This is a genomic window from SAR324 cluster bacterium (assembly GCA_015232315.1).
Lineage (GTDB): Bacteria > SAR324 > SAR324 > SAR324 > NAC60-12 > JADFZZ01.
This window is the reverse complement of the sequence record JADFZZ010000004.1, coordinates 13109-29650: the sequence shown is the minus strand read 5'-3', so window position 1 is coordinate 29650 and position 16542 is coordinate 13109. Positions and strand designations below refer to the sequence as shown.

Below are 16542 nucleotides of genomic sequence, written 5' to 3'. Positions count from 1 at the left end.
AAAAAACAGGAATACCGTGGGCGACCAGCCGGTCGCCCCTACATTGTTTACGGGTTTCAGATTCTTAAATAAACTTTTGACTACTCTTATCTCCGATGCTATTTTCCTCAAAATTTTTTCCGCTTAAGCACATCTTTCAATAATTTTCCCCCTGATTCTCATGAAAAAGACTAAAAAACAACGTAAGGAATTTGTCCAGAAAAAGTGCAGACCAGACCAGGAACCTCATTTTCGTCAGTTGTTTCAAAAGGACTTGGAAGCCGGAAATGTAAAACAGGCATATCAGAACCTGGAATTTATCCGGTTGTGTAATCCCAAGGCTGATTTAAGGAAGGAAAAGCGGGAAGTTCTGATTCTGGACGGAACACAAAAAATGGAGCATCACCTGTATGGGGATGCCATCGACATCTTCAAAAAATTAAAGCAGGAATACCCCGAATTTCAGGAAGTATCTTACTGGTTGGCTGACTGTTATGTCCTGAAAAATAATCTGAAAGAAGCCTTATTGATTCTGGAACCGGTTTTTGCCGATAGAAAATTGCCGCCTCAACAGAATTTCAACGTTTTGAAAATCATGCTGTTGCAGGAACGGCATGAAGCCGTCCGGAAATTGATTCTTGAGGAACCGGAATTATTGACTGAGGATGACCTGGCATGGACTCAGGGCGTGATCGCGTTGAAGGATCAACGCTATGCGGAAGCCGTTTCCTGTTTTCAGCGTATGGAAAGTTTGGCAACCTCTGAAGCACAAAAACAGAAAGCCTTGGCCTGGATTGTTTACAGCAGTCTGGAACAGGCGCCCCTGGAAGAGCCTCAGCAACTGGCTTTGTTAAAAAAAGGCACGGTCAGAAGCTGGTTGTTTTTGCATCTGTCGCATCAACGGAATGAACCTGCTGATCCTGTAGAGACCAAAGATCTTTTGCGTGATGTGGTATATTCCGGACCGGAAATAAAGGAACTCGAAAAATATTACCAGAAGCATGGTCCGCACCAGACGGCTCATTTGATAGAGGATCAACCAACATCCCGTTATGCGAACGTTTCAGGATTTAATGAATTTAAAAAAGTATTATATCGAATGGCCGCGACAGAGGCCACCCATCAAAAGGATTTCGAGTGTGCTGAAGAATTATGGAATACCGCTCTGGAATTGGCTCCGGAGGACTGGAACCTTCACAGGAATGTCATCAGTTTAACGACACCGCTTCGATATAAATCCTATCCCAAATGGGTCAATCAGACATTACAGGTGCTGGCACAGGACGCAAAACAACAACCTGAAGCATGGCCACAGGATCAGTTGGAGTTTACCCGGAGTGAAATTGCGGGATATCTGGGGTTGTATTATTTATTGACTGACTCTGTTTCAAAAGCCAGGAAAGAGTTAAAAAAAGCCGAGGCACATGCCGGAGACGCTTTGCATGTGATCGCATTGAAAGCCAAATTTGCGTTGTATGATAAAGATTATCCGGAAGCAGAAAGGCTTATGGCGCCGAATGTTGAGAATAAAGAAGCGGGGCATATGTTTTATGAGGATCTGAAAGAGGTCTATGAGAAGACAAATCAATTGGATAAGCTTCTGAAACTACGGCAAAAATTTGGTGCTGTAATGGGGGATATCCTGCAGACTCCATTTCAGATTCAGACCAAACTCTATTTTGGACTTTCAACCAGCAATTGGGATTATATCGAATTGCAACTGGATGATCTGACAGAAGAACAGAACTTTCTGCTTGAGGCGGCAAGACTGCTCAACGACTCGATGGATTATGATGAGAATGATGAGAATCAAACTTCGTTAACGGTGGACACACTTCGGAAGTTTATTTCCGGTCTTTCTGATGAAAAACAGCAAATTGAATGTCTGAAATATTTTACAATCGGATTGAAACTGTTGAAACAGACACCGCAAAATAAAAAACTGGTTAAATTTGTTTGGGATCAACTCAAGGTGCAGGCCAAACAACAATTTCAGGCAAAACTGGCGATAGTACAAATCCATGGCGTTCATAAGGAAAAGAAATTGCTGGAACAAGTCCAGGAATTATTGTCACAAAGTGATGATCAAACCCAGACACTGATTGATCTGCAAAGTTTCTGGCTGATTTTTGAGAGGGGTTTTGTGTTGGATGAATTTTTGCGTGACGCATTAAAAAAAGATCCGGAAAATCCTGGACTCCTCTGGGCTTGTTCGACCGCTTTTGAACAATTTCAGAGTACAACACCATATCGTGAACGTGCTTTGGAATTGGCACGCAGGCTTCAGGATCAGAAAACGATTGAACTCATTCACCGCGAGGAGGATTTGTCGAAACTTGAGGATGATTATCGCGATTTCGAGGAATACTTCGATGAAGATGATTATGATGACGATGAGGACGACGATGACGACGATGATTTCGATGAGGACGATTATGAAATGTCCTATGAGGATGAATTATCCGCAAAAAATTTCAGTAAATTGCTCAGCAATCTGTATGGTGGCGAGTTACCTTCTTTGGAAAATCTGCTTTTGGAAGCCACAGAAAATCATGAGGTCACTCATGATGATCAATTTATGACAGCGTTTATGGCCTGCATCCTGATAAACCCTGAGGAAGCGTTGAAGACCGTGCGCAAATTGAAAGCCCCTCGCCAATTGATCCGGATGATAGAAAGATTAATTGCGGATAAAAAAGCCGGACTTTGAACATTTTATCGTAAGCCACTGAGATTATTAATCTCACGATGTGTCATTCCGGCCGATGGGAAAAATATTAACTCTTTGATATTACGACAGATCTCTCACATTCTTTCGAGATGATACCTCGAAATTTTCAAAGTCCAGAAAAAATAAAATAATTTTTGATTAAGGAAATTTTATGGAACAAGATCCATTTGACTTGTTGGAAATCAGCACCGATGCGGATGCCGCTAAAATTAAACAGGCTTATTTTGACAAAATCAAAATTTACACACCGGATAAGCATCCTGAAAAATTTAAGGAAATCCGCAAAGCTTACGAAGAAGCCCTCAAAATGAGCAAACAGGGCGGCGGACAAAAGAAACAATTCCGTCAACTTAAAGTTGAAGGTCCTACATTGCTATCTCCGTTTGACACCTTACGTGAGGCACAGCAAAAACAGATAAAATTAAGTCTGGAAAAACTCATTCAACTCACCTTTTAGAAACGGCAATAGAATAAGTTGTACCTTTCAAAGTTATTTTTTTAATGGTCCTTGGTTGTGCTTTATGGATAAACATTTAACTTTTCCGCGGATGAAATCGGATGCGAGGATCAAGTCAGCGACAGAAACTCGTGTTAAACGAGTAGCCGTGACATCTTTGTTTAAGTCATTTTTCTCTAAAGGTGAGACATCGCCCGAAGCACTCCCTTTCATTCAGGAAGACACGCACGCTCAAGCACCATCGCAACCTGAAGAGGCCGAAACTTCAACGCCCCCTACCGTTACAGTTGAGGAATCGCCACAGGCTCTTCCTTTCCATCAGGAAGAAGCTACGCCCCCAAAATCATACACGGTTTCAGTTGGGAATCTGGAGGCCTTTCAGAATTTTCAGGATGCGATTCAGATCAATGATGCGCTCATGGAATTTGACAGCAACGCCGCTATTCCTGAAATTGAAGTGGAAAAATTTGATTTTTTCAAAATCACCGGAGAATGGCTGGCGCTCAAACAAGAAGTCAAGCAACAGACTAAAGCTCAGAATACTACGCTGTCAACCCTTAACAAATCAATTGAACTGGTGGATACCCTGCGCCAACGCCTGGAGGCGGAGGAAATCACTCACCAGCAAAAATTTGTTGAACTAGAAAAGACACTATCGGGGCAACTGGAGTCCAGGAAGGAGCAGGAATTCAAAACACTGTTCAAGGAACTCATAGCCGCTGTGGATAGTCTGGATTATGCGATTGATCACTGGAAAACGTCCAGTCACGAGGACCACAAGTGGTGGCATTTCGGAGGAAATGAAAATATTGGGAAAATCCTTGAGAGTGGAGTACATGGACTGGAACTGATCAGGGAACGACTGTGGAACCTGATGGCCAACCATGAAGTGGAACCCTATGAAACCGTAGGAGAAAAATTTGATCCTTCAACCATGACTGCGGTTGATCAGCACAGTGTGCAGGATGACGATGAGGCCAACAAGGTTTATTCCCGGGTTTTGCGGGGATATCGCTGGAAAGGTCAGATTTTTCGACTGAGTGAGGTGGTCGTTACTGTTAAACAAAAAACAATGAATTAAGGATAGATTTATGGCAAAAATTATTGGAATTGATTTGGGAACCACTAACTCGGTTGTCGCTGTTTTGGAAGATGGAAAAGCCAAGGTTCTGGCGGATGCCTCGGGAGAAAAATTGTTACCCTCGGTGGTGGGACTTTCCGCGGAAGGAAATCTGCTGGTTGGGAAAGAAGCTTACAATCAATATGTGATCAACCCTGATGCGACGGTGATGTCTGTCAAACGGAAAATGGGCACCGATCATCAGTTTCATTTGAATGACAAAACATTTTCACCATCAGAAATTTCAGCGATCATTCTGAAAAAACTCAAGGAACGGGCCGAAACAGTGCTCAAGGAACCTGTGGATAAAGCCGTCATTACGGTTCCGGCCTATTTCAGTGATGCTCAGAGGCAGGCAACCAAGCAGGCCGGTGAGATGGCAGGGTTTGAGGTGTTGCGCATCATCAATGAACCCACCGCCGCGGCCCTGGTTTATAACCTCCAATCCTCTGTGCCGGAAAAAGTTCTGGTTTACGATTTGGGTGGAGGAACGCTCGATGTCTCCATTGTAGAAATTTCAGGCGGTATCACCGAAGTGCTCTCAAGTCATGGCAATAACATGTTGGGTGGCGATGATTTTGACCGTAAACTTCAGAATTTGCTGGTTCAGGAATTTGAGAAAAAACATAAAGTGGATTTGCGCAATGACACCCGTGCCATGGCCCGGCTCCTGCGTGCCGCAGAAAAAACAAAAATCCAGCTTTCCAGTTATGGGTTTGTCGATGTGAAAGAGGAATTTCTTTCCAAAAAAGGGAATGAAGCCCTGCATCTTTCCACAACCATCAGCCGGAAGGATTTTGACGCTCAGATTGAGTCGTTGCTCAAATCAACGCTGGAATGTGTTGATCAGGCGATGTCCGACGCCAATCTGGAAGCGGCTGATCTGGATCGGGTGATTCTGGCGGGCGGTTCCACACGGATTCCGTTACTGCGTGACATGTTGACCGCGCATTTGGGCAAAACGCTCTATGATGAAATTGACCCGGATTTGTGTGTGGCCATGGGCGCCGCCTATCAAGCGGGTATTCTGTCCGGGGATCAGATTGATTCCATTCTGGTGGATGTGACCCCTTATTCCCTTGGTGTCGCAACGATTGGACTCGGACCTGAGGGATTCATGATTCCCAATTTATTCAGCGTGATTATTCCACGCAACACGGTGGTGCCGGTCTCTCGTTCCCAGATTTATTCCAATCCGAATGATGATATGTCCAGAATAGAGGTTGCGATCTATCAGGGGGAGCAATTCCTTGTGGATTACAATATCTGTCTGGGCGAAATGTGGATTGAAGATTTGCCTCCCGCGCCAGCCCATACTTTGCAGATTGAAGTCCATTTTGATTTTGATGTGAATGGGATTTTGACTGTAACAGCTCAAGATCGGACATCCGGCAAGCAACAGAAGCTTTCCATTTCAAAAAACAACAGTGAGATCTCAGCACCACAACTGAAAAACGTGCAGGAAAAACTCGAAGAACTGTGGGAAAACCATTACGATGGCGATGAAGAACTCAAAGATGAGGGCCTGGATGAAGAAGCGGATATGCCATTTTCAGAAGCACAACAAACACTGTATGATCGGGCCCGGTTACAACTGGAACGCATACAGGATGATGCCGAGGCTAACGATCTGGATGATCTGTTGGACGAATGGATTGAGGCGATTCAAGATCAAAATGAGTCTGAAATAAACCGTTTGGGTGAGGAGATCGCGGACGTGTTATATTATCTGGAAGGCAACACATGAAGTGTCCCGTGTGTCATGCGCCTTATCGGGGAAAACCGGTTTGCACCCGTTGCCAGTGTGATCTGACACCATTGCTTCAAATTCGTAATAACGCGGTATTTTTTTATAACCAGGCGGTGATAGCGGCTCGTCAGGAACACTGGCATGAAGCTCTGCGTCTGGTTGATCAGGCCCTTGAATGGTTCAGTGCTCAGGCAGAATTTCATCTTTTACGGGGAAAACTGCTGGCACAATTACACCGTTATCAGGAAATAATTCCCGCCTGGAAAACTGCCTTGCGTTATGATCCTGATTCTCAACGCACCCAAACCGCTCTGGAGGCGTTTCAGCACTTGTTGAAATCCACTTACGCCGCTCTGGAAACGTAATATCTTAGTCTCTCTCGAATCGCTGCTCACGTAGCATCTAATCGCACCTGGAAAACCATCTGACGCGAAAAGATGCACACCGGCAAAGAAAGGGAATTGCCCCTATTTCGATAACGGGTAATCCAGATATCCCTTTTCTCCGGGAGTGAACAGCGTTGAGTAATCCGTTGTGTTCAATTCGAGATTGTTTTTAAGCCGATGAACCAAATCAGGGTTAGACAGGAATAATTGACCGAATGCCGTAAGTTCCGCTTTATTGAGTTCCAGGATTTGCTCCGCTTTTTCTTTATTCAATCCTCCACTGGCAATGATGGTTCTGCCAAAAACGTTCCTGATTTTGCTTTTGATGGAATCAGGAACAGCAGGTGCTCCCTGTGAAGAATGATCAACAATGTGAATGTAGGCCAATTTCAGCTTACCCAATTCAAGAGCAAGATATTCATAGGTCTGTTCTACGTCCTCAAAGATGACCATGTCATTGTAGACACCATAGGGGGAAAGACGAATGCTTGTTCGCTCGGCGCCAATAGCACTGGCAACTTTGGCGGCTGTTTCAATCGCAAATCGAGAACGGTTTTCAATCGATCCTCCATAGCGATCTGTCCGGATGTTGGATCCTGAATTGATAAATTGGTCTATCAGATAGCCGTTAGCGCCATGAAGTTCAACACCGTCAAAACCTGCCTTGATGGCATTCCTGGCCGCCTGGACAAATTCCTGCTGTGTCTGTTCAATATCGGCGGTTGTCATTTCTTTAGGTACCGGATGTGTCTGCAATCCCTTCGCATCAGTATACATCTCTCCAGCCGCTTTAATTGCCGACGGAGCAAGTACTTTGGCACCTTCAGCCATATTATCAGGGTGTGAAATACGTCCGGTGTGCATTATCTGTAAAAAAATTTTACCACCCTTTTTATGCACAGCTTTAGTCACTTGTGCCCACCCTTCAATCTGTGCGTCAGAATAAATTCCCGGAATACGAGGATATCCAAGGCCATTGATGGACGGAGCCGTTCCTTCAGTGATTATTAATCCTGCGTCTGCTCGAAGTTCATAGTATTTCACCATGATTTCATTGGGAACATTGCCAATGGCTCTGGAGCGTGTCATGGGTGCCATTACCAAACGATTTTTTAGTTCTATAGGGCCTAAATTGAATTTACTGAATAGAATCATGATATCCTCTTGAGGTTGATGAATGTTTTTATTGACAAGTACCCGAAGTTTTTCCTGCTGTAAATTTTCTGGTGACGGCAACCGAATCAAGCCATCGCAAGGTGTCATTCCGTGCTTGACACGGAATCCATCGGCGCACTCCTGGATCCCCGTTTTCACGGGGATGACATCGTGGCGGGCCACAGGATTTCATCACCAAATTATTTACAGTAGGAAGTTTTTTAAGATTAATCTGGTTGCGGACGTCTCGTCTGAACCGTTCCATAACACACCTCCGGTGCCCTTCCAATGCTCATTGGCAAGCCTCCGGAGGCGGGTCCCCAGCAGCGGTTCAAAGCGGATTTATTACTTTTGTTTTACGGCCTCAATTTCCAGACCGATCTGTACTTCATCACCGACAACAAATCCACCTGTTTCCAGTGCTTTGTTCCAGGTGAGTCCGAAATCTTTGCGGTTGATTTTCCCCGTAGCTTCAAAGCCGGTTCGTTCATTGCCCCAGGGGTCTTTATTGGCACCCAGATAAGAACCTTTCAGTTCAACAGATTTTGTAACACCATGGATGGTTAAATCGCCAACGACTGTGATTTTGCTTCCCTTGCCTGTAATTTTCTTGCTGACAAAAGTAATTTCAGGATATTGGGCGGTGTCAAAAAAATCAGGACTTCTTAAATGTTCGTCACGTTTGGACTCCCTTGTATCAATCGATGCGGATTTAACGGTTCCCTGTACGGCTGTAATGGTTTGTTTGGTGGTGTCCACCTCAACCTGACCACTCATATCCGTGAAGGTTCCCCTGACCTTGAACATGACCAGGTGAGGAATGGTAAAATGTACCTGTGAATGCACCGGATCCACATCATAACGAGCGGCTAAGGCAGAGGTTGACAGGACAAGGAAACTCAAACCGGTTGCAAAAATTTTATTCAACATATTTTTTCTCCACTAAAAAGGAAATGAACACGAACATTTTTGAAAAATGAGAACACCTTTAAGTTTGTTCTTTTTCAATAACTGATCGAAGGTTACCTGCGTTTTTGATAGATTAAAAATATTTTATTTCAATAATGTTGATAGGAAATTTATATCAAGAGTGAGTATGACGCTGGATCAACTTAAAATGCTGGTAAAGATTGTTGAAACGGGAAGTGTGATATCCGCGGCTGAGGCCCTGTATCGAACCCAGCCGACTGTGAGTGTCGCCATGAAAAAACTCGAAGAGGAATTTGCTTTGAAGATTTTCTCCAGAGATCAGTATCGGGCTAATTTGACACCAGCAGGCCTGGCCTTGTATGAAAGAGCGAAAATGGTGTTGCGGCAATCTGATTCGTTTGAACAACTGGCTCATCAGTTATCCACCGGTCAGGAACCCGAGATCCGGATAGCCATAGAAGGAGCCTGTCCGATTCCACTGTTTCTGCGAATTCTGAAACAATGTGAAGAGCGGCATCCCTACACCCAGTTTCATCTTTCGGTTGAAAATCTGTCTGGTGCGGTGGAGTTGCTGGTCCAGGATAAGGTGGATATTGCCATTAGCCCCTGGCCTACAGAAGAACTGCAACTGGATGCCATTGATTTTACACACACCACCCTGATCGCGGTGTCATCTGCCAGCAATCCGCTGGCACATATTGAGCGGAAACTCCATTTTGAAGATTTACAGGAGCAGGTTCAGATCATTGTTCGCGACAGCAGTCCTGTGCCGTCTGACAAACAATTCGGGGTCATCCCGGAAATCCGCCGCTGGTATGTGAATGATCACCATACCAAAAAGCAAATCATCCTCTCTGGCATGGGCTGGGGCAGGCTTCCTGAACATTTGATCCAAGCCGAATTACGTGAGGGCTGCCTTGTGCAGCTTGAGATAGAGAACTACCCGAGTCCAGCCCGACTGGAAATCAAGGTTTTGCGCAAACACGATCATCCCATGGGCCCTGTCACTTCCGATTTATGGAACATGTTTCAGGATCTTTCCAAAATTGGGAGTGTTCCGTTAATTGCTGAGTAAGCTGAATTGACCAAAGAAACAGGCCCTGATGTTCAGCACAGCAGTGAGTTATTCTGTCTTTGATCTGTACTTTCCATTCATTTTCCACTATTTTTTTTCCAGAGCAATTCCGCTCCTTGCATTAACCCGCAGACGAACGTATCCAGAAAGTGACTTTTACCTTGAGTGCAGTGCTAAAGTGCTACGGCTTAACAGTTGGACTGTGTTAAGCCGACAGAGTGCGGTACGAGGGACTATTAAAGCGTGGAAAAATCCTCTGTGTCTCTGTGGCAAAAATAGAGGGTAACAAACTAGAACCGAACTTATTCCAGAGCGAAATGTCATGAGTCAAAAACCTGTTATTCTGATTGCCGACGATGATCCCTCTTTGCTGATCACGATCAAAGACATCCTCAAAGCGGAACCTTATGAATTGGCTTTTGCGAAGGATGGTGAGGAAGCGTTGAAACTTTTTTATGAAAAATCCCCGACGATCCTTGTCCTTGATTTAAACATGCCGGGGATGGGCGGATTGAACATTCTGGAAACACTGCAACCGAGTCCGGCAGATTCCTATTCGGTCTTCATCCTTACCAGTCTGGTCAGCAACACAGTGGCACAAGCCTGCTACCAGAAAGGTGCCCAGGGATTGATCCATAAACCCTTCAATCCTATCGAATTTCGTGAAATCATCAAACGGGCTATCAACGTCATCAAACAAGGCCGATTGAATGATCAAAACAAGGATGCTTACGTTGATTTTATTGTCAACAGCTCAAACTGCCAGACCGCTGAATTATTGACTCAATTTTTCTTTGAATCCATCAAACGCCTGACTTTTGAAAAATGGGGGCCTCTAAAGATTTCAATCTTGGCGAGGAATGACGGGAAGGCGATTGGCATGACTGATCAAATCACAGTTATGGATGCTGAAAACATAGAGCAATCCATCCTGAAATCCGCACAAACCCTTGGAAGTCTGGAGCTTAAACTATTAAATCAGGCGTTGGAAGAATATGGACTTGAAACCACTGAGGGGCATGAGGCCGACAGTCTATCTGTCAATGCGGCATGGGCAATTTTCTGGGATCTGGAAAAGAGCGGTTCTGATCCCAATGGTTTGGCCATCCTTGTTCGAAATTATCCCTCACTGGATTGTCCCAATGAAGCCCTTCAACACAAACACAAGAATATCAGGGAAGAAATTGAAAATACTGTGGCCAAAATGCTGGAACGTGTGTCCGAAGTCATGGAAAAACTCAGTACTCAAAAAAAACTGCAAGAAACAAATGCTGTGCTTGAACGTCAGAAACATGACCTGGGACAGAAGATTGAAACCATTAAAAAAATTGTAACTTTCAGTGTGCAGGAGTTTCAAAAAATCTTTGACCAGAATAATGAAAATCAGGAAAAACAGATGGAGCTTTGGGAAAATGCTTCGGAATTGGTGCAAGACTCATATTCCATTGCGCTGCAAGTTAATGGAGATTCAGAAGAAGATCGTGAAACACGAATGGGGATCTGGAAAAATTCCATCAGTCTGGTGGGCAACTCCTTCACAAAAGCCATGGAATGGTTTGCTGAATTGCAACCTGGACAACAAACATTTTTAATCAACCTGACCAAATTAAAAAATATTTATCAACAGGAAGAAGCCAATGAAAACCTCAAACCCGGACAGATGAGTGAGGTTGGAGACCATCAACAGGAACTTGTCGATGATCTGCTGGCCTCATTGGGATTGTAATGGTCATTGTTTGTGGCTAACTGACAGAAATCACGCCATCCACTCCTGTTATTTTCAAGAGCTTTTTAACTTTATCCTGACACTGGTACAATTCGAGATTGATGTTCTTCTCAAGCCCCATCTTGGAAATCGAAACCAGACTCCCGATTCCACTGGAACTTAATGATTCACAATTCTGCATATTGAAACGAATCTTTGAAAATGTTTCCTTGTCAATGAGTTCCTGACACAATTGAATGAGTTCCTCCCCTTCAGTATGATTCAGCGCATCCTCCAGCTTGATTTCGCAAATGCTTTCTTTGATCGTGTAGATAATGGTCATGGCAAGGGTTCAGAAAAGGGTTAACAGCTTTATCGGGTTCGTTGAGGCAACAAAGGCTTTTGAGATACCACAACATTTTTGACGGGTGACATCGTTTTTTTGACGGGTGTTTCTTCAATTTTAAAACTGAGTGATATTTGCCGCAATCCCTGAGAGGTTTCAGCCAGTTTATTGGATGTTCGCCGTGTGTTTTCCACGAGTCCTGTCATTTCTTTCATATTGTTTTGAATCACACTGATTCTCTGGTTGACTTCTTTGAGACTATGGGCTGTTTGATTGCTTGATTTGGCAATTTCCCTCACACCCGAAACCGCTTCCAGCAGAGAGGTGGACGCTTCTCTTGCGGCATCGGATGCTATTTTCACGCTACGACTGATTTCCTGCATGCCCACGGTCGCTTCTTTAAGGCTGGCAACAGATTCCGCATTGGATTCCACAATGGTTTCTGAGGCGGTGCTCAGTTTTTCGGCTTCCTGATTCTGCTTTTGAATGGTTTGATTGATGGTTTCATTGAGCGTGCTGACTTTTTCAATCAGATTTGTAACATTCTGTGTGTTGATTTTAGTGTCGGCCGCGTATTTCTGAATGATCGAAATCTGCTGACCGATTTCGCTGTTGGCGTCTGATGTCTGATGCGCAAGTTCCTTGACCTCCGCGGCAACGACAGCAAAGCCTTTGCCAGCTTCGCCTGCGCTGGCGGCCTCAATGGTGGCGTTCAAGGCCAACATATTGGTCTGGCTGGCAATGGAATCAATCAAATTGACCACTTTGCCAATATTCTGGGCAATCGTTGCCAGTTCCTGGATGGAGGTCAGATTTGCCTGGGCGTTTTCATTGGCATCGTTGGAAAGCATCATGACCTGACGTGTCTGGGTGGCAGAATCAGACAGTGTGTTTGACAATTGTTCAATGGAATTGGCCATGGTTTTGATGTCGGTTGACACCTTGTCAATGTTTCGATTGATTGACAGCATGCTGGATGAAGACTGCTCCGCACTGGCCGCCACATTGTTGATGTTTGAACTGAGTTGAGAAACCGCAGTGGTGACGGAAGACAGATTGGCAGAAGATTCTTCATTGGCGGCTGCCATCGTGTCCACATTGGACGACATCTGCAAGGACAGATTCGCCATGGCATCTGTTTCTGTTTCAATGTGACGCGATTGTTCAACCATTTCATTGGCGGAATCATTCAGGGATTGAGCGGAATCATTCAGACTTTCTGAACTTTGTCGGATTTCAGACACAACGGATGCCAACGCTTTCTGAGAATCCTGATAATGCCTTAAAATATCACCAACCTCATCATTTTGAGAAGCGTATTGAGCCTGTACTTTGAAATCAAGCTGGTTCCGGCCCAGTGCGGAAATCGCGTTGACTACAATTCTCATGGGTTTCAGGATGGTTCGCCTCAGCAATAACATCAGGATTCCATAAGCAAATAAAATAACGAGAAACACCACACTGAGCATCGCCATTTCACGGTCAATCAGATCCGTTGAGATTTCTCTCAATTCCGTCATTTCATCCCGATGAGATTTGATCATTTTCTGAAGAACCCCATTCATTGCCTGAAACTGTTCCTGACCGCTGTTCATCATCATTTTCAGGGCACCCTCCTGATCATATTCCCGATTCATGGAAAGGGCCTTGATTACCATTTTTTCAAAACGATCCCATTCCGTATTGAACTGCGTCATCATCTGAAGTTCTTCACTGTGGACTGAGCGTTTCTGAATATCTTCATAGTCACGCAGGACCTTGAGCATGGAAGATTTTTCTTCAGCGATCATGTTTTCATACTTATCCTGCAACTGACTGGAACTGCTGGAAATATGCTGAATGGTGAACAGCATGATTCGTGTGGTTTTTTCCTGCACTTCATTGATTTTCAGTAAGGGATCGACCTCTTCACTCAAAGTTTGATGGCCATATTGACCCAGCGTTTTCACAGTCCAGTAATCCTCGATCACAATGCCCAGAACCACAACGATATTGATGATGATTAATAATAAAAGTTTGGTGGATATTTTCATAGTCGCTCATTGAATGGAAAAAGGTTAAAAAAAATGTGGATTATGCTCTATCTTAACTTCATAAATGCCAAGATTAATTCATGTTAGGCGAAAACCGGATAAGAATATAACGGGAATAGATTTTGCCTCGTTTATTTATATTAAAAATGCCACATGCTCAAGTATTCCGTAAGGGGTATGAATATTATTCTCTAAAGCTGGAGACGCTATGATTAAATTTTATCAACTGCCTGCGATTGAGGGCGTCAGCAGTGGCAGTCCATTTTGCATGAAGCTCGAAACCTATCTCAAACTGGCCCACATTCCGTATGAACGTCTGGAGCATCCCAAATATTTAAGATTGGCTCCAAAAGGGAAAATGCCGTTTATTGAACACAATGGTGTTCGGATGGGAGATTCCGGTTTTATTATTGAATATCTTTGGAAAACGTTTGGAAATCCGTTGGACTCAGAGCTTTCAGCCTCAGAAATCGCACTGGGTATTGCCATCCGGAGAATGGTGGAAGAAAACCTTTATTGGAGCGTGGTCTATTCCCGCTGGATTGATGCACGATACTGGAATGATTTTAAAAAAATGGCTTTTGGCGAGCTGCCACCTGTGCTCAGGGATTTACTACCGGAATATCTCAAACGAAAGGTCACACAAGCTCTTCATGGGCATGGAATCGGCAGACATACTGAGGAGGAGATTTATGATATTGGCAAAGCCGATCTGACAGCCTTGTCCGACCTGCTTTCGTCAAAGAAATTTTTTAATGGCACTCAACCGGGAACGCTGGATGCGACAACCTATGCGTTTCTGGCAGGCATTCTGTATGTGCCTTTGGAAACACCACTGCAAAAACACCTGAAAACCAAAAAAAACCTGGTGAACTATTGTCAACGAATGAAAACACTGCTGAACAAACTATAGCGAACTTTTGTGAAGCATAGGCTTAATAATCAAAATCATCCGGTTGGAAGTCCATTTCCCTGAGTTCAAAATCATCCGTTGCAGGGAATTTCGATTCCTGATTATGGATGGAATGAGTCAGGGCTGACTGTCTCATGGCCTTCATCCTCTTGAGGTAGGTTTCATCAAACATTTCCTGTTGATGCTGATGCCACGGGGCATGAATTCGTGCTTCTTTTTCAATTTGAAGATGACAGCGGGCACAGACAGGAATCAGGTTTTCAAGATCGTTGTTCTGGGGATTTTCATCGATGTGATGCACCTGAAGTGCTTCACTGGAAGAGACGGGCAGGGAACAATCCCTGCCGCAACGAGCGCAATGGTGCTGGAATAATTCGCGGATATAGCGGGAAATGGCAACCCAGTCCCGATGATAACGTTGATCCAGCCCCATGTCATTCTCCTGTAGTTGTGTTAAGCACCTCGCTCATGAATGTTGGCTGATATAATCCATCAGTGTTTCTGATGAAACATAGCTGAAGGGTTTGCCATTTTTCAGGACTGGAATGTGATTGATCCCTCCAACGGTCATCACATTGAAGGCCAGCACAACCTTGTCATCATGATTAACAGTGACAGGATTGGCTGTCATGACTTCTGAGATTGGGGTCTTTTCCCAATCACGAGATTCTGGCATGATTTTGAAAATCACATCTCCTTCAGTAAAAATTCCCTCAAGTTTTTCACCCTTGGCAATCATGACACAACTGACATGTTTTTCCTGCATCAGACGAATGGTTGACGCAACACTGGAATCGGCGTTGACGATCACTGATTCCCGCAATGGGACTTCACCCACCTGACTGGTCATCAGATCCTGCTTTTTGTATGATTGAGGCTCATTGTCATAGAAATCATCTTCAGGAATCTGACCAAAACCTTTGCTGGTCACCATCCGTTTGATTTCCCATACTTCGCCGGAATAAAGCAGATCGTGCAACGTTCCAGGTCCTTCCTTTTCAATGGCATGCCTGATTTGTTCTTCAACCGCGTCTTCATAGGTGTTGCGGGGACGGTTGAGCATTACACCCATCGGCATGGGGAATTCCGGAGTGTTCATCTGACACAGAATGTATGCCAGTGTCGGATCGGTCTGGTCATGAACCAGCAGATCGGCTTCACTCACACCATTTCCCAACTCAACCACTTCAGGTTTCAAGCCCTTCAACCGGATCCCCTTGTCTTTATTTTTACCGAAAATCAGGGGTTCACCATGTTTGAGCTGAATGGTTCGCTCTTCACGCTGGGAGGTATCACTGACATGCTGAAAGGCTCCATCATTGAAAATAATACAGTTTTGCAGAATTTCTACAAAGGAGGTTCCTTTATGCGCCGCGGCTTCTTTCAGAACAGCGCTTGAGCCTTTCGGATCAATATCCAGGGTTCGGGCAATGAACGTTCCTTCAGAGGTTAACGCAAACATCAGCGGATTGATCGGATGATCAATCGCGCCAAAGGGGGAGCTTTTGGTTTTTTTGCCGACTTCTGAAGTGGGAGAATACTGGCCTTTCGTCAAACCATAAATCTGATTATTGAACAGCAAAATATTCACATCGAGATTTCTCCGGAGAATATGCAGCAAATGGTTGCCACCAATACTGAGGCTATCGCCGTCTCCGCTCACGAGCCATACTGAGAGATCAGGCCGTGCGATTTTCAAGCCACTGGCCAACGCCGGCGCTCGCCCATGGATCGTGTGGAATCCGTAAGTATTCATGTAATACGGAAATCGACTGGAACAACCAATTCCGGAAACAAAAACAATGTTTTCACGGGGGATACCGAGTTCAGGCATCAATTTCTGGACATTGGCCAAAATGGCATAATCACCACAACCCGGACACCAACGTACCGTCTGGCTGGAGACAAAATCAGCTTTGGTGAGAGGTTTTGAGCTGACAGGAACAACTGGGATATTCATAA

Annotated in this window: 14 protein-coding genes; 8 read left to right on the top strand and 6 right to left on the bottom strand. The window is 44.5% G+C overall.

Going from position 1 to position 16542, the window contains the following annotated elements:
• The first annotated feature begins 160 nt into the window (after positions 1–160).
• The 5 genes from HQM11_04530 (at position 161) to HQM11_04510 (ending at position 6402) form a co-directional block, all read left to right on the top strand.
• On the top strand, positions 161–2689 hold the full coding sequence (locus tag HQM11_04530; GenBank protein MBF0350270.1) for a tetratricopeptide repeat protein: 2529 nt from the start codon (positions 161–163) through the stop codon (positions 2687–2689).
• Positions 2690–2861: 172 nt separating this feature from the next.
• The gene (locus tag HQM11_04525; protein MBF0350269.1) at positions 2862–3167 is read left to right on the top strand and encodes a DnaJ domain-containing protein; all 306 of its coding nucleotides are present in this window, start codon (positions 2862–2864) and stop codon (positions 3165–3167) included.
• A gap of 148 nt (positions 3168–3315) precedes the next feature.
• On the top strand, positions 3316–4248 hold the full coding sequence (gene grpE, locus HQM11_04520) for a nucleotide exchange factor GrpE (protein ID MBF0350268.1): 933 nt from the start codon (positions 3316–3318) through the stop codon (positions 4246–4248).
• Positions 4249–4258: 10 nt separating this feature from the next.
• A complete protein-coding gene (locus HQM11_04515; GenBank protein MBF0350267.1) occupies positions 4259–6034 on the top strand; it encodes an Hsp70 family protein in 1776 nt (591 codons plus the stop codon).
• Entirely contained in the window at positions 6031–6402 is a 372-nt protein-coding gene (locus HQM11_04510; GenBank protein MBF0350266.1) for a hypothetical protein, read from the top strand. The genes HQM11_04515 and HQM11_04510 overlap by 4 nt, the downstream gene beginning before the upstream one ends.
• A 102-nt stretch (positions 6403–6504) precedes the next feature.
• Here the strand turns inward: HQM11_04510 and HQM11_04505 are convergent, their stop codons facing one another.
• Positions 6505–7578: an alkene reductase gene (locus tag HQM11_04505; protein ID MBF0350265.1), complete on the bottom strand. Its 1074-nt coding sequence runs from the start codon at positions 7576–7578 to the stop codon at positions 6505–6507.
• A 345-nt stretch (positions 7579–7923) separates the two neighbouring features.
• Positions 7924–8508 carry a polyisoprenoid-binding protein gene (locus HQM11_04500; GenBank protein MBF0350264.1) on the bottom strand — a complete coding sequence of 195 codons (585 nt, stop codon included), beginning with the start codon at positions 8506–8508 and terminating at the stop codon, positions 7924–7926.
• A gap of 166 nt (positions 8509–8674) precedes the next feature.
• Here HQM11_04500 and HQM11_04495 point away from each other — a divergent pair, with 166 nt between their 5' ends.
• Positions 8675–9583, top strand: coding sequence for a LysR family transcriptional regulator (locus HQM11_04495; GenBank protein MBF0350263.1), 909 nt, complete (start codon positions 8675–8677; stop codon positions 9581–9583).
• Positions 9584–9905: 322 nt separating this feature from the next.
• Entirely contained in the window at positions 9906–11309 is a 1404-nt protein-coding gene (locus tag HQM11_04490) for a response regulator (protein MBF0350262.1), read from the top strand.
• A 16-nt stretch (positions 11310–11325) separates the two neighbouring features.
• On the opposite strand, the gene HQM11_04485 is transcribed toward HQM11_04490, so the two are convergent.
• On the bottom strand, positions 11326–11631 hold the full coding sequence (locus tag HQM11_04485; protein MBF0350261.1) for an STAS domain-containing protein: 306 nt from the start codon (positions 11629–11631) through the stop codon (positions 11326–11328).
• 29 nt (positions 11632–11660) lie between these two features.
• Positions 11661–13667 carry an MCP four helix bundle domain-containing protein gene (locus HQM11_04480; protein MBF0350260.1) on the bottom strand — a complete coding sequence of 669 codons (2007 nt, stop codon included), beginning with the start codon at positions 13665–13667 and terminating at the stop codon, positions 11661–11663.
• Between the two features lie 208 nt (positions 13668–13875).
• Between HQM11_04480 and HQM11_04475 the strand changes: the two genes are divergently transcribed.
• Positions 13876–14580: a glutathione S-transferase family protein gene (locus HQM11_04475; GenBank protein MBF0350259.1), complete on the top strand. Its 705-nt coding sequence runs from the start codon at positions 13876–13878 to the stop codon at positions 14578–14580.
• A gap of 22 nt (positions 14581–14602) precedes the next feature.
• Here the strand turns inward: HQM11_04475 and HQM11_04470 are convergent, their stop codons facing one another.
• A complete protein-coding gene (locus HQM11_04470) occupies positions 14603–15013 on the bottom strand; it encodes an HNH endonuclease (GenBank protein ID MBF0350258.1) in 411 nt (136 codons plus the stop codon).
• Positions 15014–15046: 33 nt separating this feature from the next.
• Positions 15047–16540, bottom strand: coding sequence for a CBS domain-containing protein (locus tag HQM11_04465; GenBank protein MBF0350257.1), 1494 nt, complete (start codon positions 16538–16540; stop codon positions 15047–15049).
• Positions 16541–16542: the final 2 nt, after the last annotated feature.

Excerpts from the sequence above, each read along its gene's own strand:
- HQM11_04475 (MBF0350259.1), top strand. The coding sequence starts at position 13,876 with ATGATTAAATTTTATCAACTGCCTGCGATTGAGGGCGTCAGCAGTGGC.
- HQM11_04510 (MBF0350266.1), top strand. The coding sequence starts at position 6,031 with ATGAAGTGTCCCGTGTGTCATGCGCCTTATCGGGGAAAACCGGTTTGC.
- HQM11_04515 (MBF0350267.1), top strand. The coding sequence starts at position 4,259 with ATGGCAAAAATTATTGGAATTGATTTGGGAACCACTAACTCGGTTGTC.
- HQM11_04485 (MBF0350261.1), bottom strand. The coding sequence starts at position 11,631 with ATGACCATTATCTACACGATCAAAGAAAGCATTTGCGAAATCAAGCTG.
- HQM11_04465 (MBF0350257.1), bottom strand. The coding sequence starts at position 16,540 with ATGAATATCCCAGTTGTTCCTGTCAGCTCAAAACCTCTCACCAAAGCT.
- HQM11_04480 (MBF0350260.1), bottom strand. The coding sequence starts at position 13,667 with ATGAAAATATCCACCAAACTTTTATTATTAATCATCATCAATATCGTT.
- HQM11_04530 (MBF0350270.1), top strand. The coding sequence starts at position 161 with ATGAAAAAGACTAAAAAACAACGTAAGGAATTTGTCCAGAAAAAGTGC.
- HQM11_04525 (MBF0350269.1), top strand. The coding sequence starts at position 2,862 with ATGGAACAAGATCCATTTGACTTGTTGGAAATCAGCACCGATGCGGAT.
- HQM11_04500 (MBF0350264.1), bottom strand. The coding sequence starts at position 8,508 with ATGTTGAATAAAATTTTTGCAACCGGTTTGAGTTTCCTTGTCCTGTCA.
- HQM11_04470 (MBF0350258.1), bottom strand. The coding sequence starts at position 15,013 with ATGGGGCTGGATCAACGTTATCATCGGGACTGGGTTGCCATTTCCCGC.
- HQM11_04505 (MBF0350265.1), bottom strand. The coding sequence starts at position 7,578 with ATGATTCTATTCAGTAAATTCAATTTAGGCCCTATAGAACTAAAAAAT.
- HQM11_04495 (MBF0350263.1), top strand. The coding sequence starts at position 8,675 with ATGACGCTGGATCAACTTAAAATGCTGGTAAAGATTGTTGAAACGGGA.
- HQM11_04490 (MBF0350262.1), top strand. The coding sequence starts at position 9,906 with ATGAGTCAAAAACCTGTTATTCTGATTGCCGACGATGATCCCTCTTTG.